Source organism: Caulobacter sp. NIBR1757 (assembly GCF_027912495.1).
Lineage (GTDB): Bacteria > Pseudomonadota > Alphaproteobacteria > Caulobacterales > Caulobacteraceae > Caulobacter.
This window is the reverse complement of record NZ_CP115463.1, coordinates 1,935,739-1,953,147: the sequence shown is the minus strand read 5'-3', so window position 1 is coordinate 1,953,147 and position 17,409 is coordinate 1,935,739. Positions and strand designations below refer to the sequence as shown.

The window sequence follows — 17,409 nt, the reverse complement described above, 5'->3', positions numbered from 1 at the left end:
CGGGCCGGACAGCATCAGCCTGTCGCCGCTTGACGCGAACGGCAAGTATGACGTGGGGTCAGTCGCCGGCCCGGTATCGCGCCATCCAGTCGCGGCTGAGCCCGTCCTGCTGGCGGGCCAGGGTCGGCAGCGCCACCGGCTCCGCCGCCGACAGGCCCAGCGCCGCCAGCACCGCCGACGCCGCGGCGCCCGGATCGGACGCGATGTCCTCATACCAGAGGGTGACGACCGGCGCCCCGGCATCCTCCAGCAGGTCGCCCCAGGCCTCGTCCTGCCATTCGAGAAAGTCGGCCTTCTGTCCGATCAGCGCCCGGCTGTAGACCGGTTCCGCCCCCGCGCCCGTCCCGACCCAGCCTTGCGTCTGCTCGGCGCGGGCCAGCGACACCGCCTGGGCCAGCCGATCCCGCCGTCGCAGCCGGACCCAGGCTCCCGGCGCCAGCCGCCGAAGGAGATCGCCATCCCCCCGCCGCGCCTCTAGCAGCTGGGTCAGGAAGACCTTGATGCCGAACACGCCGTTGGGCGAGCTCCGCCGCCGCGCCAGGGCGGCCAGATAGGCCTCCAGGTCGCCGCCGCCCAGCCGCGTCCTCAGCGCCTCCAGCCTCGGCAGGTTGAGATACTCCAGCGGCGCGCCGAGCGCCCCGGTCCGCCACAGGGCCAGCGCCAGCAAGGTGCCGCCGCATCGCGGCGTGACCGCCAGCAGATAGCGCAGCGTCGGCGTCTCCCGCCGCTCCGGAAAGTCGAAATCCGGCCCATAGAGGTCGGCAAGGTCCTCCAGGATCATGCGTCCTCGCCCAGCGCCCGGACCGCCCCGTCCATGGCCTCGTCGAGCAGGGCCTCGTCATCGGGTCCGGTCGTCTGGATCCAGCGCATGGCGGCGGCGTGGATGGCCAGCACAGGTTCCAGGCCAGGCCGGCCGGCGAGGATCGCGCGGTAGGTCGCCGGCCGGGCGCTGACCAGCACCAGCCCGGTTGGCAGGAACGGCTCCAGCAACTCGCACAGCCGGCGCTCGCGCCGCGCCAGCCGCGCCCGCTCGGCTGTCGGCTCGCGCCGGACCGCGGCCGCCTCGAACGGCGCCAGATAATCGAGCGCCCGCTCATGCAGCCGCCGGCCCGCCGTCAGGAAGGCCCGGTCGAACCCCTGTCCGCCGCGCGCCGGCCGCGCCGCCGCCGCGAACGGCGCCAACAGGCCGTCTGGATCCGGAAGGGCTGGAACCCCTTCCCCAGGAAAACCAAGGCCATACCGCAGAAAGTTCTCGCGCCTGGGCGCCGTCCCGCCACAGGCCATGCCGACCATCCACAGCACCGCGTCGAGCAGCACCGCGTCATGGGCCTGACCGGCCGCCGAAGCTCCCTGAAACAGCGCCGCCTCGCGCAGCAGCCGGCCGCACTGGGCCATCCGGCTTCGCCAGTCGAAGGCGCCGGGCGGCCCCGACAGCGCCGCCGCCAGGTCGTCGCCGGCCAGCACCGCCCGCGACGACACCGCCAGCTGCCAGGCCAGCGAGGTCCCGGCGCGGTGCTCGGCCGTCGCCTCGTCCAGCGTCTGCACGGTCAGATCGACCTGGTCGCGCGCCAGCCCCGGCCGCCCGGCCAGCGCCAGCGAGACAGCCGCCTCGACCGCCTCGGCCGGCGCCACGCCGCGGGTCACCACCCGCAGGTCCAGGTCGCTGAGCCCGTCGTCGATCCCCAGCGCGTAGGATCCGACTTCGAAAACGCCGGCGATGGTCTCGGGCGCCGCCTCCGCCATCTCAGGCCAGCCGCGCCGGCTGGCCGCGCACGAAGGTCTCGAAGTTGATCAGAAAGAACAGGGTGTCACGCTCGTCGGCGTTCAGGCTGTCCGGCGCCCGCGCGGCCAGCGCTTCGGCGGCCGGCCCGTCCACCAGCCCCAGCGCCGTCGAGCGGGCGTCGGCGACCAGGGCCTGGATGAACTCGCGGTTGCGCGCCAGGCCGATGTTCAGGGTCGGCCCGAAGGTCTCCTTGACGTAGTCGGTCTCGAAACAGGCGTCGCCGGTCAGCCGCGTCAGGCTCATCCGATGCAGCCGCCGGTCGTGCCGCAGCTGCGCCGGCAGGCGGAAGGTGAACTGGGTCAGCAGCCGGCTGTGGAAGGGATAGACCGGCCAGATGCCATGCCGCAGCAGCCGCTCCGACCGCGCCGCCGCCGCCACCCAGGCCGATTCCAGGACCCCGGCGAAGGGATAACCATCGCCGGTTCCCGGCAGCAGGGCCCGCGCCCGTTCGGTCAGCAGGCTGCCGCGGTCGCTGGGGGCGGCGCCGCCCCGCTCATGCGGATAGAGGGGGTAGAGTTCGTCGCCGCCCGATCCGGTGATCAGGGCGTCGATTCCCGCCCCCGCGCAGAAGGCGATCATCGGTTCGAAGATCTCGGGATAGTTCTCGTCATGCGGCCATACGGTCAGGGGCGTGCGACGAGGGCTGGTCACGCCATAGGGCGCGAGCCGCGCCGCCGGCACGGCCAGATCGGCCATCCCGCCCGTGCCGACGATCAGGTTGCGCCGGGCGACCTGGTCACGGCCCATGTCGCCTTCGAACACGGCGCCATAGCTCAGCAGGCCGGGTCCGAAGGCGCGGGCGGCGACAAGACTGGTGATCGCCGAGTCCATGCCGCCGCTGATCTCGACGGCGGTGCGGTCGGGCCGCAGCGGCCGCAGCTCCATCAGGGCCGCCGTCGCGTCCAGCAGCAGCGTGACCGGGTCCTCGCCGGCCGCCACGTCCGCCGGCGTCACCCCCGGACTGGACGGCGGATAGCGCACCGCCAGCCTGCCTGGCTCGGCCGCAATCGTCGAAGCCGCCGTGAGCCGCCGCAGACCCGCCACCATCGTCTCGGCGCCGTAGCAGGCGCTGCCAGCCAGAAACCGCGAGGCCGCGACCGCATCCACCGGCAGCTCGCCCGGAACCAGCAACTCGCTCGGGCTCCAGCTGGCCGTTACCTGGTCGGAGTCGCCCCGCAGGTAGATCGGCGCCAGCCCCCAGTGGGAACAGGCGAACCGGACGGCCCGTCCGGCCGGGTCCCAGACGACGCTGAGCCAGTCCAGCGGATAGGCCTCCAGCGCCGCCAGGGCCGCCTCGACCCCGGCGTCGTCCAGCCTGCGCGCCTCCGCCGCCGGCCGTTGGTCATCGGCCAGCCGTTCGCGGACGATGACCGCCCGTCGCCCGGGCCCGATCAGCGCCTCCGAGCGCAACAGCCGGTGGCCGAACGGCTCGATCCGGCTGTCCCCAAAAAGAAAGCCCCCGTCGAGCAACTCGACCGGGGCCTTCAGATCGTCGTAGCGAATGGACGCCTTCAGCATTTCGCTATTGGCGGATCCACGGCTGGGCGTTCAGCGCATCTTCGCCGCCGGGGCTCTTGCCGCCGCCGAAACCGCCGTTGAAGTCGACCGACCCCGGATCCTTCATCATGATCGGCTTGGCGCCCTCGGCATCCCGTCGCGCGACCAGGGCCGCCTCCAGAGCTTGCAGCCGCGCATCGAGGCGGGTGATCGTATGGGTGTTGTCCATCTTTCGGTCTCCTCAGGGTTGGAGATCGAATACTGGGGGTCACATTCCTCGAGATGCAACCCCAAAATGTGCAGACAAGGTCAACTGTCCCGCAACCATGCTGATCGACCGAAGAACCGTCAGTCCATCGCCCCGATATACGGCAGCCCGCGCATCGTCCCGGCCACGTCCAGCCCATAGCCGACCAGGAACCGCGCCGGCGCTTCCCAGGCCACGAAGTCCGGAACCAGCGCCCGCTCCGTCGGCCAGGGCTTGCGGGCGAATACCGCCGTCAGCACCTCAGACGCCCCGGCGTCCTTCGTCAGCCGCGCCGCCTCGCTGAGCGACAGTCCCGTGTCGAACACATCGTCCAGGATCAGGGTCTTGCGGCCCAGCACCGGCCGCTGCAGGTCGGCCCGGACCTCACACCGCCCGTAGGACGCCCGCGCGTCCTTGTAGGACGACAGCCACAGGGCGTCGAAATGGACCATCCGCCCAAGCCGCGCCAGGGCCCGGGTCAGGTCGGCGGCGAACCAGATGCCGCCGGTCAGCAGGCAGATGGCCACCGTGTCGTCGTCGATGCGCGGCGCGATCTGGGCGGCCAGGGCCTCGACCGCCGTCGCGATCTCGGCCTCCGAGATCAGAACGGTCGGCGTCGCGCTCATCAGTGGTGTTCCTTGGCCGGTTCGCCGGCCGCGGCCGGCAGGGCGTTGGGGTCGTGCGGATCGAGGGGCGTGGCTTCCTCGGCGCTGACCGGACCGGGCTCGGCCGGGCCGCGCAGGGCCGGGGCCTGCGGCTTCGGGGCCGGGACATGCTTGGGCTTGGGCCGCGCCGCCACCGTTCCCTTGTCGGTGACGAAGCCGACCTCGATCTGCGCCGCCGTCTTCGGCGGGTCGAGCAGCACGACCGCGAAGTGGCGGGTCTCGCCGGCCGGGATCACCGGGTCGGCGGCCTGGGCGATCTTGGCCATCACCCGCTTCTGCTGCTTGTTGATCAGGCTGATCTGCAGCGGCGGCGCATCGACCGGATGGCTGCGGATATTGCGGATCACCCCCGTCACCGACAGCGCCGCATGGCCGTCCTGCAGGGCCGGCTCAAAGCGGATGTCCTCGATCTCCAGCCCGATGATATTCACGTCCAGATTCATGGCCGCATAGGCGGACGCCGATTTCGGCCAGATCCGCACCACCGACTCGCGGCCGACCACGGCCCCGATGCCCAGCACGATCAGCATCGCCGTCATCCCGGCCCAGACGATCCCCGTCGTCGCCGCCTCGCGCACCCGCCGTTCGCTCTGGGCCTTGGCCCGGAACACCTTGGGAAGCTCCTCGCCGGGCAGTTCGACCAGCGGCGCCGGCTCGGGGGTGAGGGTCGAGGGCTCGACGCCGATCGCGCCTTCTTCACCGCTGATCGACAGGTCGAGATCGGGTTCCGCACGCGCGGTCCACCGGTGACCGCAAGCCTTGCACTTGACAGTTCGACCGGTCGCGCCGACCTGATCGTCGCCGACGAAATATCGGGTAGCGCACTCTGGGCAGGTCAGTATCATGGCCGGCGAATCGGTCCGCTCCCGCAACTCTATGTGAGGTCGCCGATTCCGGCTCCCATGTCCACTGACCGCAACGCCTACACGAGCGATTTGCCCGCTGGGCCGACCCTGCGCTTCTCCGGCGTCGGCATGCGCTATGGCCGTTCGGCCGAGGTGCTGCGGGACATCAATTTCGAGCTGGCGCCGGGCTCCTTCCACTTCCTGACCGGCGCCTCGGGGGCCGGCAAGTCCAGCCTGCTGAAGCTGATCTACATGGCCGAGCGTGCGTCCAGAGGCCGCATCGAGATGTTCGGCCGCGACATCGACCAGATCGCCCCCGCCGACCGCCCCTTCCTGCGCCGCCGCATCGGCGTGGTGTTCCAGGAATTCCGCCTGCTCGAACACCTCAGCGCCTTCGACAACTGCGCCCTGCCCCTGCGCATCGCCGGCGGCAGGCCGGAGAAGTACCGCGCCGACGTCGCCGAGCTGATGAGCTGGGTCGGCCTCAAGGCCCGTCAGCACGCCCTGCCCGCCACCCTGTCAGGCGGTGAGAAACAACGCCTGGCCATCGCCCGCGCCGTCGTCGGCCGCCCGGACATCCTTCTCGCCGACGAGCCGACCGGCAACGTCGATCACGGCCACGCCCTGCGCATCCTGCGCCTGTTCGTCGAACTCAACCGGCTGGGCACGACGGTGCTGATCGCCACCCACGACGAGGACCTCGTCGCCCGCAGCGGCCAGCCGGTGCTGCACCTCGACGGCGGCCGCCTGCTCGCCTACGGCCGGAGCGGCGAGCGATGAGCGATGCCATGTTCGACCCCGCCCGCTGGCGCCCCGGCCCCCTGCTGCCGCGCCGCGACGCCCGCGACGGGGCCCTGATCTTCGTCGTCGCCGTCCTCTGCTTCCTCGCCTGCCTGACCTCCATCGGGGCCCTGGCCGCCGACCGCGCCGCCCGCGGCTGGACCAGCCAGCTTTCCGACAGCGCCACCGTCGTCATCCAGCCGCACGGCGCCGAGACCCCTGACGCCGCCGCCGCCCGCGCCGCCGAGGTGCTGGCCGGGGTGAAGGGCGTCAGCGAAGCCCGCGCGCTCGAAAAGGAAAAGGCCGAGGCCCTGCTCGAACCCTGGCTCGGCCGCGAGGCCCTGATCGACGACCTGCCGGTCCCGCGCCTGGTCACTGTCGATCTCGACCCCAAGGCGCCCGCCAAGGCCATCGACCTCGACCGCGCCCTGAAAGCCGCCGGGGTCGATGCCAAGGTCGATGACCACAGCGTCTGGATCGATGACATCAAGCGCGCCGCAGGCGTCGCCCGCTGGTCGGCCCTGGCCATCTGCCTGTTGATCATCGCCGCCGCCACCGCCGTCATCGGCTTCGCCACCCGCGCCGGCCTCGCCGCCCACCGCGACGTCATCGAGGTGCTTCACCTCTCCGGGGCCGAGACCGGCTTCGTCGCCCGCCTGTTCCAGACCCGCTTCGCCATCGCCGCCGGCATCGCCGGGGTGTTCGGGGCCGGCGGCGCGGCGGCGGTCGCCGCCCTCGCCCGCCTGGCCGGCGGCGGCCAGGGCCTGACCCCCGTCCTGCCGCTGGCCTGGATCGACCTGCTGGCCGTCCTCCCCGCCCCCCTGCTGGCCGCCCTCACCGCCGCTATCGCCGCCCGCCTGGCCGCCGCCGCCATCCTCAAACAGTTGGGCTGACGCCAGACCGGCCAAATCCCGGCACAATCACCCACACCGGCCCGGCGCCGTCACCCACCTGGACTCCGCATCACCGCAACCCGACCACCCACACTAACAAATTGATTTTATTGACTTTATTATACCTCGATCGCCTTGCATCGCGCAAGATCATGATACAATGATCGTCCGCATCGTTAACGGACTCCGCGCCCCGGCCTTCACAGCGCCACGGAACCCGATAGAACAGCCCCATGCGCCGCCTGTCCCTGCTGCTCATCGTCGTCGTGGTCTGGTTCGTCGGCCTGCTGGCCTTCGCTGGCCGTATCGACAAGCTGACGCCCGCCGCCGAACCGCCGGTGTCGGACGCCGTCGCCGTGCTGACCGGCGCCTCGACCGAGCGCATCAAGGTCGCCGTCCGCCTGCTTGAGGAGGGCAAGGGCAAGCGGCTGCTGGTCAGCGGCGTCAACACCGAGGTCACCCGCGAGGACCTGCTGGACGTCACCGGCGCCTGGAAGCCGATCTACCAGTGCTGCGTCGACCTCGGCTTCGAGGCCGCCGACACCAAGGGCAACGCCCAGGAGATCGCCGCCTGGGCCGAGAAGCACAGCTTCAAACAGGTGATCGTCGTCACCGCCGACTACCACATGCCCCGCTCGATGCTGGAGCTGCGCGGCCAGATGCCCGGGACCAAGCTGATCCCCTACCCGGTCAAGACCGATGCCGTGGACGCCGGCAAATGGTGGCGCGACCAGACCCAGATGCGCCGCTTGACCCTGGAATACTGCAAATACCTGGCGGTGCTGGTGCAGGAATCTGTCATGGGCCTGCTGCGCAAAACGCCCGACGCTGACCCACCATCCAAGGAAAAGACGAATTGAACGTCTTCCGCTCGCTGATCTTCCTGGTCGTCTTCTATGGGGTCTCGGCCATCCTCGCGATCGGCCTCTCCCCCCTGCTGCTCGGCCCCCGCAAGCCGCTGATGGCGGTGATGAATTTCTGGGGCAAGCTGGTCACCCTGATGTTGCGCGCCATCTGCGGCGTGAAGGTCGAGGTTCGCGGCCGTGAGCACCTGCCCGTCGGCGCCGCCCTGATCGCCACCAAGCACCAGCGGATGTTCGATATCTTCGGTGCCTTCGCCTTCCTGCCCGACGCCTGTTTCGTGCTGAAGAAGGAACTGGTCAGCATCCCCTTCTTCGGCTGGTGGGCCCTGCGCTCGCAGATGATCGTCGTCGATCGCGAAGGCCATTCGGCCGCCCTGCGCAAACTGGTCACCGACTCCAAGGAACGCATGCTGGAAGACCGCCAGCTGGTCATCTTCCCGGAAGGCACCCGCAAGGAGCCGGGTGACGCCGGCGACTACAAACCCGGCATCGCCGCCCTCTACCGCGAACTTGAGCTGCCGGTAACGCCCCTGGCGCTTAACACCGGCCGACACTGGAACGTCGCCAAGGGCTTCATCATGGCCCCGGGAACCATCGTCTTCGAGTTCCAGCCGCCCATCCCGCCCGGCCTCAAGCGCGCCGACTTCATGCGCCAGCTGGAAACCTCCATCGAGACCGCCTGCAACCGCTTGCTGGAAGAAGGCCTCTGAGCGCCCTCGCCCACCGCCTGGCTGTCGAAGCCGATATCCCGGCCCTGATCGCCGTCATCGCCGACGCCATCGACGTCCACCTAGCCGCCGTCCTCACGCCCGCCCAGCTCGAGGCCAGCCGCAAGCTGATGGGCCTCGACAGCCAGCTGATCGCCGACGGCGGCTACTTCATTGTCGAGGACGGCGGAGAGATCGCCGGCTGCGGCGGCTGGAGCCGGCGCGCCACCACCCATGGCGGCGACCATTCCCCGGGCCGGGATGCCGCCATCCTCGACCCCGCCCATGACGCCGCCAAAATCCGCGCCATGTACACCGCCCCCGGCTTCGAACGCCGCGGCGTCGCCCGCCTGATCCTGTCGCTCTGCGAAGACGCCGCCAGATCCGCCGGCTTCAGCAAGGTCGAACTCGTCGCCACGATGTCCGGCAAGCCCCTCTACGAAGCCTGCGGCTATCACCCCATCGAAGCCTTCCACGACGACCGCGCGGGTGAGCCGGTGCCGCTCTTGATGATGGGGAAGTCGCTCTGAGATACGGGGACACTATACCTATCTCATCCGAGATCACGGCGGCCGCACGGTCCGTGACCGAGATAGGTATAGTGTCCCCGTATCTCCCCACCGTCGGCGGTTACCCCTCCACCATCCTCAGCAACCGCTCCATCCCCTCGTCCCGGATCCCCTCGGCCCGCAGGTGTTCCACCAGGTCGGTCAGGTAATCCTCGTTCCGCCCCGACAGCCCGACCGCCCCGTGAATCAGCTCCGCCTGCCGCTCCAGGCTCAGATCCCCGGCCCACTGCCGATGCCCCTTGTCCGACAGGAAGACCAGCGCCGGCGCCCTCAGCCCCCCGTCCAGCCGCACCTCACGCCAGGCCTCGACATAGGTCTCCGTCGGCTGCTCCCGCTCCCTCAGGTATGCATAGACCTCCGGCCAGGCGTCCTCGGCCACGCGATACGCCGCCCCCCGCGTCGCCCCGCCGGGCGCCAGGCCCAGCACCAGGCCCGGCCGCTCGTACGTCCCCCGGTGATGCACCGAATAGATGCAGAACGCCCGTCTCCGGCCGTGGAGAACCGCGCCCTTTCGCTCTACAAACGGGAACCCGGGCCGCCACATCAGCGATCCATACCCGAACACCCAACGGCCTTCGCCGCCCGCACTGTCCATTAAGCCGACCTGAAAAAGAGCGCCCTTTGTCAGAGACGACCCTGCCCGATCCCGCACCGCGCCGCAAACGCCGTGGGCCCTTCATCCCCTTCCTGCTGGCCGCCATCGTCATCGCCGCCTGGTCGGGCGGCTGGTGGTACCTGCGCGGCGAGGCCATGCGGCGGATGGACGACACCGCCAAGACCTTGGCCGACAAGGGTTACCGCCTGACCTGGAGCGAGCGCACGGTCAGCGGCTTTCCCTTCCGCCTCGACGTCAACCTGAAGGACGCCGCCGTCTCCGAACCCTCCGGCTGGCAGCTCACCGCGCCGCTGATCAAGGGCGAAGCCTACATCTACCGCCTCGACCACTGGGTGCTGGTCGCGCCGCAGGGCCTGACCTTCACCCGTCCCGACGGCGGCGCGGTCATCGTTCAGGGCAAGGCCATGCGCGCCTCCCTCGCCGACTTCGACAAGCATCCGCCCAGCATCATGCTCGAGGGCGTCGAACTGACCTTCGCCCCGGAGGCCGGCGCCAAGCCCTACTTCCTGTCGGCGGCCCGGCAGCTGAACCTGAAGATCATGGCCGGGCCCGACGACCTCGGCGGCGTCCTCCTCCACATCGGCGGCGCCCGCATGGCCCTTGAGGGCCTGGCCGCCCGCGCCACCGAGGGCGGCCTCGTCGACATGGACCTCGACCTGACCCTGACGAAGATGTCCGCGCTGGCCGGCGAGGACTGGGAAGCCGCCGCCCGCGCCTGGGCCGCCAAGGGCGGGGTCATCCAGGTGCGCCAGGCGTCGGTCAGTGGCGGCGCGGCGAAGCTGTCGGCCAAGGCCGGCACCCTGACCCCCGACGCCAACGGCCGCCTGAGCGGCGACCTCGACGCCACCCTCGGCGACCTGACCGGCAGCGGCCAGGCCCTGCAGGGCCGCGTCAGCCTGTCGGATGGCAAGGCCCGCATCGGCCCGTTGGAAGTCGGCCCCTCACCGAGAGTCTGGTAGGGGGTGTGGTGAAGCCTGTGGCAAAAGCGGCGCAAGATTCTTGCGCCGCTTGCCGCCTATTGCGTCCCCGGCCGCATGGCTTTAGGCCCGAACTACGAGTTTGAGGAACAAATGGGTCGGGACACACCAACAGCGCCGCCATCCCTTGAAGCGGTCCGCGCCCGCATCGACGAGGTCGATGCCGAACTGCTGCGCCTGATCGACGAGCGCTCGTCCCTGGCCGCCGCCGTCGCCGAGGCCAAGAAGGCGGCCGGCGGCGAGTTCAAGTTCGGCCTGCGCCCGTCCCGCGAAGCCCAGGTCATCCGCAAGAAGATCCAGCGCGAAAATCCTGTCGCCGGCCCCGGCCTGGTGGTCCGCGTCTGGCGCGAACTGATCGCCGACAGCCTGTCGCGCCAGGGCCCGTTCCACGTCACCGTCTGGGGCGGCCGCGCCGAGGCCCAGACCCTGGAAGCCGCCCGCCAGCGCTTCGGCGTCGCCCCGCCGGTGACCATGGTGACGAAACCCGAGGACGCCCTGGCCGGCGCCCGCCAGCTGGGCGGCGTCGGTGTCCTGGCCCTGACCTCCGATTCCAGCTGGTGGGGCCGCCTGCTGGCCGAACCCGAGATCCGGGTGTTCGCCACCCTGCCCTGCCTGGCCCAATGGGGTCCGACCCGGGCCCTGGCCGTCGGCGCCGTGCCGGTCGAGCCGACCGGGGCCGACCAGACCCTGTGGGTCACCGATTCCCCGCTCGGCGCCGGAGAGATCATCAACGCCCTCAGCCGTGACGGCGTCGCCGCCGCCCCGATGATGCAGTCGGGCGGCCTCAAGCTGTTCACCCTGGCCGGCTTCTACCAGAAGGACGACGAACGCCTCGCCCGCGCCCCCGGACGACTTTCCGGCGTCATCGGGGCTGCACCCGAGCCGTTCGACGTGTAAGACGCGGGCCTCCAGAAGGACCTGCTATGACCGACCGTTTCGCCGCGCCCCGTCCCGTTCCCAAGCCCGGCATCCTGGACATCGCCCCCTACAAGCCCGGCAAGGCCGCGGCCGAGGGCGTCGCCAGCCCCATCAAGCTGTCGGCCAACGAGAACATCCTCGGCTGCTCCGACGAGGCCCGCGCCGCCTATGCCGAGGCCGCCGGCAAGCTGAACCTCTACCCGGCCGGCCGCGCCGACATCCTGCGCGCCGCCGTCGCCGAGAAATACAATCTGGAGCCAGAGCGCCTGCTGTTCGGCTGCGGCTCGGACGAGATCTTCCAGCTGCTCAACCAGACCTTCCTCGAGCCCGGCGACAACATGATCCAGGGCGCGCACGGCTTCGCCGCCTACGCCATAGGCACGCACGCCTGCGGCGGGGTCGTGAAGTACGTTCCCGAGAAGAACTTCACCATCGACGTCGACGCCATGCTGGAGGCCGTCGATGAGCGCACCCGCCTGATCTTCCTGGCCAATCCGGCCAACCCGACCGGCACCTGGATCGACGCAGACGAGGTCCGCCGCCTGCACGAGGGCCTGCCGCCCAGCGTCGTTCTGGTGCTCGACGGCGCCTATGCCGAGTTCAACACCGACCCGCGCTTCGAGGATGGTCTCGGTCTGGCGCGCAATGCCCACAACATCGTGGTGACCCGCACCTTCTCCAAGATTCATGGCCTGGCCGCCCTGCGCGTCGGCTGGGGCTATATGCCGGCCGAGATGGCCGACGCGGTGGACCGCATCCGCCTGCCCTTCAACGTCAACATCCCGGCCCAGCTGGCCGCCGTCGCCGCCCTCAAGGACGAGGCCTTCGCCGCCCGCTCGGTGGCCCTGGTCGAGCAATGGCGCCCCTGGCTGACCCAGCAGATCAACGGTCTTGGCCTCGACGTCGTGCCCAGCGCCGCCAACTTCGTCCTGGTCGGTTTCCCGGAGGTCTCCGGCAAGACCGCCGTCGAGGCCGAGGGCTTCCTGGCCACCAAGGGCCTGCTGACCCGGGGCGTCGGCAACTACGGCCTCGTGAACCATCTGCGCATCACCATCGGCCTGGAAGAGCACAACCGCGCGGTCGTCGAGGGCCTGGCGGAGTTCATGGGCAAATGACCACGCCGCTGCCCGTCTTCGAACGCCTGACCGTCATCGGCTGCGGGCTGATCGGCTCCTCGGTCGTCCGCGCCGCCCGCGAATACAAGGCCGCCGGCCACATCACCGTCGCCGACATCAGCCAGACCGTCCTCGACCGCGTCGCCGCCCTCGGCATCGCCGACGCCGTCGAAGCCGACCTCGGCAAGGCCGTCGAGACCGCCGACCTGGTGATCTTCGCCACGCCGGTGCTGGCCGTCGCCGATGTCATGGCCACCATCGCCCCGCACCTGAAGGCCGGCGCGACCATCTCCGACGTCGGCTCGGTCAAGGGCAGCGTCTCCGAGGCCATGCAGGCCGCCGCCCCGGTCGGCGTCCACATCATCCCCGGCCACCCGATCGCCGGCACCGAACAGTCCGGCCCCGACGCCGGCTTCGCCGAACTGTTCCAGGACCGCTGGACCATCCTCACCCCCATCGCCGCCCGCCACGACGACGCCTACGCCCTGGCCGTGGCGAAGCTGGCCAGCTTCTGGCGCACCCTCGGGGCCCAGGTCGAGCAGATGGACGAGCGCCACCACGACCTGGTCCTGGCCGTCACCAGCCACCTGCCTCACCTGATCGCCTACAACATCGTCGGCACCGCCGCCGACCTGGAGGAGGTCACCCAGGCCGAGGTGATGAAATACTCGGCCGGCGGCTTCCGCGACTTCACCCGCATCGCCGCCTCCGACCCGACCATGTGGCGCGACATCTTCGTCGCCAACCGCGAGGCCGTCCTCGACGTTCTCGGCCGCTTCACCGAAGACCTGCAGGCCCTCTCCCGCGCCATCCGCTGGGGCGAGGCGGAGAAGCTGCACGAGCTGTTCACGAGAACCCGCGAAATCCGCCGCGGCGTCATCGCGCTCGGCCAGGAAAGCCCCGAACCCAACTTCGGCCGGGATCGCGGCAAGCACTGAAAGCGCAGCGCCCTTCTCCCGCTTGTCGGGAGAAGGTGGCCCCCGAAGGGGGTCGGATGAGGGCAGCGCCGGCCCATCCTGAAAGTCCCTGTTCTGGCGCGATCAGAGCAGTCGCCAATCGTCAGAAGCCGGTCCTGCCCTCACCCGACCGCTTCGCGGCCACCCTCTCCCGACAAGCGGGACAGGGATCACTTCCCCGTCACGGCCTTGCGCAGATTGACCAGCACCTTGCTGCAGTCGGTCTTCATCCCGGCCCGCACCACCTCGGCCGGCAGCTTGATGTCGGCGGCCACTCGGTTCTCGTAGATCAGCCGCGTGCCGCGGCCGCGCGGCTCCAGCCGCCACTCGCCCTGCATGACCTTCAGGTCGCCGCCGGTCCGCCGGAAGGTGATCCGGCTGTAGGGCGTGTAGTCGGCCCGCACCAGGTTGCGGATCGTCGGCACGAACATGTTACCCTTGCTGACCTGCTCGCGCACGTCCCAGGTCGCGCCCTTCTCCACCACCCGGCAGACCGTCAGGTTGGAGATCACCTTTTTCGCCTGCGCGCAGTCCACCAGCACGGCCCAGACCTGTCGGGGCGAGGCGTCGATATCGATGGCGCCATGGATGAAGGCCGCATCTCCGGATGGCGTGACGCTCACCCAGGGCCTGCCGGCCGCCAGCGTCTTTTCGGCGGATGGCGGCGCCGGCGCGGCGGTCGCCACCCCCGCCAGCAGGGCCAGTGATAGTCCAAGCGTCATCGGTCGCATCTGTCTCTCCCGGCCCCGACCTGACGGTGTAGCTACGAAGGCACACCCCGGGCGGATGGAGACAGCCGCGAATTTGGCGCTTGGCGAAGCTGAGAATCCCGTGTTACCCGCCGCGCCCTCAAGGAGAGACCGCCGTGGCCCGCAAAGCCCTGACCATGATCTGCAAGCCCGTCTCGCTCGGCAATCAGCCTGAGCGCGATAGCGGCTGCGCGTGGGAAGGGACCAACGTCTAAAGGCATCAAACCTTGAGATCGTACGTAGGAACCCCTCCCGGCCCGGCCTGGAGGGGTTCCTTCGTTGTGGGGGATCCATTCAGTCCGTGACGCCGGGAGGGAATGGCAAAGAAGGAGGAGCCCGATGAGCGGCTTCCAAGCGTTTGAAGGCGAGAAGGTCCACATCAAGGCGTGGACGAAGGGCGTTCCGATCGAGGACGCGGCCATGCGGCAGCTGCGAAACGTCGCCAGCCTGCCGTTCATCCACAAGCACCTGGCGGTGATGCCGGACGTGCACTGGGGCCGGGGCGCGACCGTGGGCTCGGTCATCCCGACCGTCGGGGCGATCATCCCGGCCGCCGTGGGGGTCGACATCGGCTGCGGCATGATGGCGGCGCGGCTCAACATCCGGGCCGAGCACCTGCCGGACAACCTGTTCGAGATCCGCTCCCTGATCGAGGCGGCCGTCCCGCACGGCCGGACCGACAACGGCGGACGAAACGACGTGGGCGCCTGGCAGGTCGATCCGCCGGAAGCGGCGAAGACCCGGTGGGCGGACCTCGAGGCCGGCTACCAGGCCGTCGTCGACAAGCACCCGAAAGCAGCGCACCCGCGCGGCTTTGGCCACCTGGGCACGTTGGGCACCGGCAACCACTTCATCGAGCTCTGCCTCGATGAGGCGGGCGACGTCTGGGTGATGCTGCACTCCGGCTCGCGCGGCGTCGGCAACCGCTTCGGCTCCTACTTCATCGAGCGGGCCAAGCACGACATGCGGCGCTGGTTCATCAACCTGCCGGACCAGGACCTGGCCTACTTCCCGGAAGGGTCGGAGGGCTTCATCGACTACATCCGGGCGGTGAGCTGGGCGCAGAAGTACGCCCGGGCTAGCCGGGAAACGATGATGGACCAGGTGCTGGGCGTGTTGCGGGGCCTGTTCCCGACGCTGGACGTGACGCAGGAAGCGGTGAACTGCCACCACAACTACGTCACCAGGGAGAAGCACTTCGGCAAGGATGTCTTCATCACCCGCAAGGGCGCGGTGTCGGCGAAGGAAGGTGAACTGGGGATCATCCCGGGTTCGATGGGGGCCAAGTCCTTCATCGTGCGCGGCAAGGGTAACCCGGACAGCTTCTGCACCTGCTCGCACGGGGCCGGCCGGGCGATGAGCCGGACCGAAGCCAAGCGGCGGTTCACCGTCGAAGACCATGTGGCCGCCACCGCCGGGGTCGAGTGCCGCAAGGACGCCGAGGTGATCGACGAAACGCCGATGGCCTACAAGGACATCGACGCGGTCATGGCGGCGCAAGCCGACCTGGTCGACATCGTCCACACGCTTCGGCAGGTGGTCTGCGTAAAGGGCTGAGTTACGCCGTCGGGGGCAACCCCGGCGGCATTTCTCGTTTTCCCATGAGTTGGGTCAGCGTCCCTTCCAGTCCGCCGACAGCGCCTGCGGAAACTTGTCCTCGATCAGTCGGGCGTTGATGCCATGCTCCAGCCAGACCTTGGCCGCGCACAGCACGGTGGTGAAGCCGCCATTGCTGTCCAGGGCCTGGGCGACGACCGACTCCGCATCGCCATGAAAGCCGCTGTTGCTCACCTCGACGAAGGTCTGGCCGTCATCAAGGGCGGAAAAGGTCATTTCCACCCGCGATAAATTCCCTTGCCCGCCCCAATCGTAGATAATGGTCTTATCCGCTTCGATAGCGCGGACATGGATGTCGTCGCCGGCGCCATACATGTCCCAGTCCCAGCGCACCGTCTCACCGGCCTTCAACGGCCCGCTCGCCTTGCTGAACCAGAACGTCGTCGTCACCGCCGGATCGATAAAGGCCTCGAAAACCCTCGCGACCGGCGCCCGGATCATCGTCTGGGCTTTCGCCACCGGATCTTTGGACATCGTTGTTGCTCCTACGGCATGACCTGCGGCGTCGGCTCGCCGTTCTCCAGCAGGCTCTTCAGGGCTGACATGATCGCCGGCCAGCCGTTGCTGACCCCCTTGCGCTGCTCGCTGTCGTCCGGGAAGCCGTCGTGCGTCACCGTCAAACGCACCGCGTCCTCCACCGGCTCCAGCAGATAGGTCACCGTCGTCGTCGGCGAGGCGGTCTCGAAGCTGTAGGTCAGCTTGCGGGGCGGATCGCTCTCCAGCACCACGCCCTGGAAGTCGATACTTCCGTCCGGTGCGTGCAGAACGTGCTTCGATCCGGCCTTCCAGTCGCTCTCCGAGCGTCGGCCGAACCAGAATTTCGGCCGCAGGTCGGGGTCAGTCAGGGCGTCCCACAGCTTCTGCGGCGTGGTGCGGATGTAGATCACATAGACGAAGGCCGGGTCGCTCATTCTGTCTCCCCTTCCGGGTTCTCGAGTTGGGTCTTGAACGCCACCAGGTCTTCGACCCGGGCCCGTTCGAACTTGCCGATCCAGCGATCGGCGATCTGGGCGATGGGGATCGGGTTCAGGTAGTGCAGCTTCTCCCGCCCCCGCTTCACGGCGGTGACGAGGCTGGCCTCCTCCAGGATGCGAAGGTGCTTGCTGACCGCCTGGCGGGTCATCGCCAGGCCGTCACACAGGTCCATCAGCGTCTGTCCGTTGCGCACGAACAGCCGGTCCAGCAGGTCGCGCCGGCTTGCATCGGCCAGCGCGCGAAAGACCGCATCCGTCTCCATCGCGGCGGACTATAGGCAACCATTTGGTTGCATGTCAAACGGGTTTGTCGCCCTGGTCCAGCGCGTCGAGAACCGCCGCGGGCCGCCATTCGATGACCTGCAGATAGGCCAGCAGCGCCGCGTCCGGCAGCGTCCGGCCCGCCTCGATCTCGCACAGGGCGTCGGCGTCCAGCCGGAAGGTCCGGGCAAAGGCGTCCTGGGTCAGTCCCGTGCCCCAGCGCACCCGCTGGACCATGGCGCGGGCGCAGAAACTGCCCTCGGGCCGGGCCGACTCGTCGATCGGCCGATCAGGATGGATGGGCGCCATATGCATCGTCGTCTCTCCGTCTCGCCCCGACGGGAGGAGATAGACCGGCAACATCGCCGCAAGACGAC

General features: G+C 69.5%; 22 protein-coding genes. 10 read left to right on the top strand and 12 right to left on the bottom strand.

The window, feature by feature from the left end; translation table 11 throughout:
- Positions 1 to 58 precede the first annotated feature (58 nt).
- The 6 genes from O5I81_RS09570 to O5I81_RS09545 form a co-directional block, all read right to left on the bottom strand.
- Complete coding sequence (locus O5I81_RS09570; RefSeq protein WP_271068716.1) at positions 59 to 781, bottom strand: Stf0 family sulfotransferase; 723 nt, start codon at positions 779 to 781, stop codon at positions 59 to 61.
- Positions 778 to 1,743, bottom strand: coding sequence for a hypothetical protein (locus tag O5I81_RS09565; protein ID WP_271068715.1), 966 nt, complete (start codon positions 1,741 to 1,743; stop codon positions 778 to 780). Before O5I81_RS09565 ends, O5I81_RS09570 begins: the two co-directional genes overlap by 4 nt.
- A gap of 1 nt (position 1,744) precedes the next feature.
- A complete protein-coding gene (locus tag O5I81_RS09560) occupies positions 1,745 to 3,301 on the bottom strand; it encodes a hypothetical protein (RefSeq protein WP_271068714.1) in 1,557 nt (518 codons plus the stop codon).
- A gap of 4 nt (positions 3,302 to 3,305) precedes the next feature.
- Entirely contained in the window at positions 3,306 to 3,509 is a 204-nt protein-coding gene (locus O5I81_RS09555) for a hypothetical protein (RefSeq protein ID WP_271068713.1), read from the bottom strand.
- Between the two features lie 119 nt (positions 3,510 to 3,628).
- Positions 3,629 to 4,153, bottom strand: coding sequence for a phosphoribosyltransferase family protein (locus tag O5I81_RS09550; protein ID WP_271068712.1), 525 nt, complete (start codon positions 4,151 to 4,153; stop codon positions 3,629 to 3,631).
- Complete coding sequence (locus O5I81_RS09545) at positions 4,153 to 5,037, bottom strand: DUF3426 domain-containing protein (RefSeq protein WP_271068711.1); 885 nt, start codon at positions 5,035 to 5,037, stop codon at positions 4,153 to 4,155. Before O5I81_RS09545 ends, O5I81_RS09550 begins: the two co-directional genes overlap by 1 nt.
- Positions 5,038 to 5,094: 57 nt before the next feature.
- Here O5I81_RS09545 and O5I81_RS09540 point away from each other — a divergent pair, with 57 nt between their 5' ends.
- The 5 genes from O5I81_RS09540 (at position 5,095) to O5I81_RS09520 (ending at position 8,810) form a co-directional block, all read left to right on the top strand.
- The gene (locus O5I81_RS09540) at positions 5,095 to 5,817 is read left to right on the top strand and encodes an ATP-binding cassette domain-containing protein (RefSeq protein WP_271068710.1); all 723 of its coding nucleotides are present in this window, start codon (positions 5,095 to 5,097) and stop codon (positions 5,815 to 5,817) included.
- Positions 5,814 to 6,710: an ABC transporter permease gene (locus O5I81_RS09535; RefSeq protein WP_271068709.1), complete on the top strand. Its 897-nt coding sequence runs from the start codon at positions 5,814 to 5,816 to the stop codon at positions 6,708 to 6,710. Before O5I81_RS09540 ends, O5I81_RS09535 begins: the two co-directional genes overlap by 4 nt.
- A gap of 233 nt (positions 6,711 to 6,943) precedes the next feature.
- Complete coding sequence (locus tag O5I81_RS09530) at positions 6,944 to 7,570, top strand: YdcF family protein (protein ID WP_271068708.1); 627 nt, start codon at positions 6,944 to 6,946, stop codon at positions 7,568 to 7,570.
- A complete protein-coding gene (locus O5I81_RS09525; protein WP_271068707.1) occupies positions 7,567 to 8,283 on the top strand; it encodes a lysophospholipid acyltransferase family protein in 717 nt (238 codons plus the stop codon). The genes O5I81_RS09530 and O5I81_RS09525 overlap by 4 nt, the downstream gene beginning before the upstream one ends.
- A 128-nt stretch (positions 8,284 to 8,411) precedes the next feature.
- Positions 8,412 to 8,810 (top strand): GNAT family N-acetyltransferase, encoded by a 399-nt coding sequence (locus tag O5I81_RS09520; protein ID WP_348637288.1) that lies wholly within the window; start codon positions 8,412 to 8,414, stop codon positions 8,808 to 8,810.
- Between the two features lie 100 nt (positions 8,811 to 8,910).
- Here the strand turns inward: O5I81_RS09520 and O5I81_RS09515 are convergent, their stop codons facing one another.
- The gene (locus tag O5I81_RS09515) at positions 8,911 to 9,444 is read right to left on the bottom strand and encodes a gamma-glutamylcyclotransferase (RefSeq protein ID WP_271068706.1); all 534 of its coding nucleotides are present in this window, start codon (positions 9,442 to 9,444) and stop codon (positions 8,911 to 8,913) included.
- 26 nt (positions 9,445 to 9,470) lie between these two features.
- Here O5I81_RS09515 and O5I81_RS09510 point away from each other — a divergent pair, with 26 nt between their 5' ends.
- The 4 genes from O5I81_RS09510 (at position 9,471) to O5I81_RS09495 (ending at position 13,413) form a co-directional block, all read left to right on the top strand.
- Positions 9,471 to 10,424, top strand: coding sequence for a DUF2125 domain-containing protein (locus tag O5I81_RS09510; RefSeq protein ID WP_271068705.1), 954 nt, complete (start codon positions 9,471 to 9,473; stop codon positions 10,422 to 10,424).
- Positions 10,425 to 10,535: 111 nt separating this feature from the next.
- Positions 10,536 to 11,339: a chorismate mutase gene (locus O5I81_RS09505; protein WP_271068704.1), complete on the top strand. Its 804-nt coding sequence runs from the start codon at positions 10,536 to 10,538 to the stop codon at positions 11,337 to 11,339.
- Between the two features lie 26 nt (positions 11,340 to 11,365).
- Complete coding sequence (hisC, locus tag O5I81_RS09500; RefSeq protein ID WP_271068703.1) at positions 11,366 to 12,475, top strand: histidinol-phosphate transaminase; 1,110 nt, start codon at positions 11,366 to 11,368, stop codon at positions 12,473 to 12,475.
- Positions 12,472 to 13,413, top strand: a complete 942-nt coding sequence (locus O5I81_RS09495; RefSeq protein ID WP_271068702.1) for a prephenate/arogenate dehydrogenase family protein — start codon at positions 12,472 to 12,474, stop codon at positions 13,411 to 13,413. Before hisC ends, O5I81_RS09495 begins: the two co-directional genes overlap by 4 nt.
- A 188-nt stretch (positions 13,414 to 13,601) precedes the next feature.
- On the opposite strand, the gene O5I81_RS09490 is transcribed toward O5I81_RS09495, so the two are convergent.
- Complete coding sequence (locus O5I81_RS09490; protein WP_271068701.1) at positions 13,602 to 14,162, bottom strand: SRPBCC family protein; 561 nt, start codon at positions 14,160 to 14,162, stop codon at positions 13,602 to 13,604.
- Positions 14,163 to 14,519: 357 nt separating this feature from the next.
- Here O5I81_RS09490 and O5I81_RS09485 point away from each other — a divergent pair, with 357 nt between their 5' ends.
- Entirely contained in the window at positions 14,520 to 15,737 is a 1,218-nt protein-coding gene (locus tag O5I81_RS09485; protein ID WP_271068700.1) for an RtcB family protein, read from the top strand.
- Between the two features lie 54 nt (positions 15,738 to 15,791).
- On the opposite strand, the gene O5I81_RS09480 is transcribed toward O5I81_RS09485, so the two are convergent.
- The 4 genes from O5I81_RS09480 to O5I81_RS09465 are packed head-to-tail and all read right to left on the bottom strand — an operon-like array spanning position 15,792 to position 17,347.
- Positions 15,792 to 16,271: an SRPBCC family protein gene (locus O5I81_RS09480; protein WP_271068699.1), complete on the bottom strand. Its 480-nt coding sequence runs from the start codon at positions 16,269 to 16,271 to the stop codon at positions 15,792 to 15,794.
- An 11-nt stretch (positions 16,272 to 16,282) separates the two neighbouring features.
- Positions 16,283 to 16,708 carry an SRPBCC family protein gene (locus O5I81_RS09475; protein ID WP_271068698.1) on the bottom strand — a complete coding sequence of 142 codons (426 nt, stop codon included), beginning with the start codon at positions 16,706 to 16,708 and terminating at the stop codon, positions 16,283 to 16,285.
- Positions 16,705 to 17,034 (bottom strand): metalloregulator ArsR/SmtB family transcription factor, encoded by a 330-nt coding sequence (locus O5I81_RS09470; RefSeq protein WP_271068697.1) that lies wholly within the window; start codon positions 17,032 to 17,034, stop codon positions 16,705 to 16,707. The genes O5I81_RS09475 and O5I81_RS09470 overlap by 4 nt, the downstream gene beginning before the upstream one ends.
- A gap of 34 nt (positions 17,035 to 17,068) precedes the next feature.
- Positions 17,069 to 17,347: a hypothetical protein gene (locus O5I81_RS09465; RefSeq protein ID WP_271068696.1), complete on the bottom strand. Its 279-nt coding sequence runs from the start codon at positions 17,345 to 17,347 to the stop codon at positions 17,069 to 17,071.
- Positions 17,348 to 17,409 lie beyond the last annotated feature (62 nt).

What these genes read in the sequence shown, in the direction of transcription:
- O5I81_RS09560 (WP_271068714.1), bottom strand. Translation starts at nt 3,301, where the DNA reads ATGCTGAAGGCGTCCATTCGCTACGACGATCTGAAGGCCCCGGTCGAG.
- O5I81_RS09535 (WP_271068709.1), top strand. Translation starts at nt 5,814, where the DNA reads ATGAGCGATGCCATGTTCGACCCCGCCCGCTGGCGCCCCGGCCCCCTG.
- O5I81_RS09565 (WP_271068715.1), bottom strand. Translation starts at nt 1,743, where the DNA reads ATGGCGGAGGCGGCGCCCGAGACCATCGCCGGCGTTTTCGAAGTCGGA.
- hisC (WP_271068703.1), top strand. Translation starts at nt 11,366, where the DNA reads ATGACCGACCGTTTCGCCGCGCCCCGTCCCGTTCCCAAGCCCGGCATC.
- O5I81_RS09515 (WP_271068706.1), bottom strand. Translation starts at nt 9,444, where the DNA reads ATGGACAGTGCGGGCGGCGAAGGCCGTTGGGTGTTCGGGTATGGATCG.
- O5I81_RS09540 (WP_271068710.1), top strand. Translation starts at nt 5,095, where the DNA reads ATGTCCACTGACCGCAACGCCTACACGAGCGATTTGCCCGCTGGGCCG.
- O5I81_RS09550 (WP_271068712.1), bottom strand. Translation starts at nt 4,153, where the DNA reads ATGAGCGCGACGCCGACCGTTCTGATCTCGGAGGCCGAGATCGCGACG.
- O5I81_RS09495 (WP_271068702.1), top strand. Translation starts at nt 12,472, where the DNA reads ATGACCACGCCGCTGCCCGTCTTCGAACGCCTGACCGTCATCGGCTGC.
- O5I81_RS09555 (WP_271068713.1), bottom strand. Translation starts at nt 3,509, where the DNA reads ATGGACAACACCCATACGATCACCCGCCTCGATGCGCGGCTGCAAGCT.
- O5I81_RS09465 (WP_271068696.1), bottom strand. Translation starts at nt 17,347, where the DNA reads ATGCATATGGCGCCCATCCATCCTGATCGGCCGATCGACGAGTCGGCC.
- O5I81_RS09545 (WP_271068711.1), bottom strand. Translation starts at nt 5,037, where the DNA reads ATGATACTGACCTGCCCAGAGTGCGCTACCCGATATTTCGTCGGCGAC.
- O5I81_RS09570 (WP_271068716.1), bottom strand. Translation starts at nt 781, where the DNA reads ATGATCCTGGAGGACCTTGCCGACCTCTATGGGCCGGATTTCGACTTT.
- O5I81_RS09490 (WP_271068701.1), bottom strand. Translation starts at nt 14,162, where the DNA reads ATGCGACCGATGACGCTTGGACTATCACTGGCCCTGCTGGCGGGGGTG.
- O5I81_RS09530 (WP_271068708.1), top strand. Translation starts at nt 6,944, where the DNA reads ATGCGCCGCCTGTCCCTGCTGCTCATCGTCGTCGTGGTCTGGTTCGTC.
- O5I81_RS09480 (WP_271068699.1), bottom strand. Translation starts at nt 16,271, where the DNA reads ATGTCCAAAGATCCGGTGGCGAAAGCCCAGACGATGATCCGGGCGCCG.
- O5I81_RS09505 (WP_271068704.1), top strand. Translation starts at nt 10,536, where the DNA reads ATGGGTCGGGACACACCAACAGCGCCGCCATCCCTTGAAGCGGTCCGC.
- O5I81_RS09485 (WP_271068700.1), top strand. Translation starts at nt 14,520, where the DNA reads ATGAGCGGCTTCCAAGCGTTTGAAGGCGAGAAGGTCCACATCAAGGCG.
- O5I81_RS09520 (WP_348637288.1), top strand. Translation starts at nt 8,412, where the DNA reads ATGGGCCTCGACAGCCAGCTGATCGCCGACGGCGGCTACTTCATTGTC.
- O5I81_RS09470 (WP_271068697.1), bottom strand. Translation starts at nt 17,034, where the DNA reads ATGGAGACGGATGCGGTCTTTCGCGCGCTGGCCGATGCAAGCCGGCGC.
- O5I81_RS09475 (WP_271068698.1), bottom strand. Translation starts at nt 16,708, where the DNA reads ATGAGCGACCCGGCCTTCGTCTATGTGATCTACATCCGCACCACGCCG.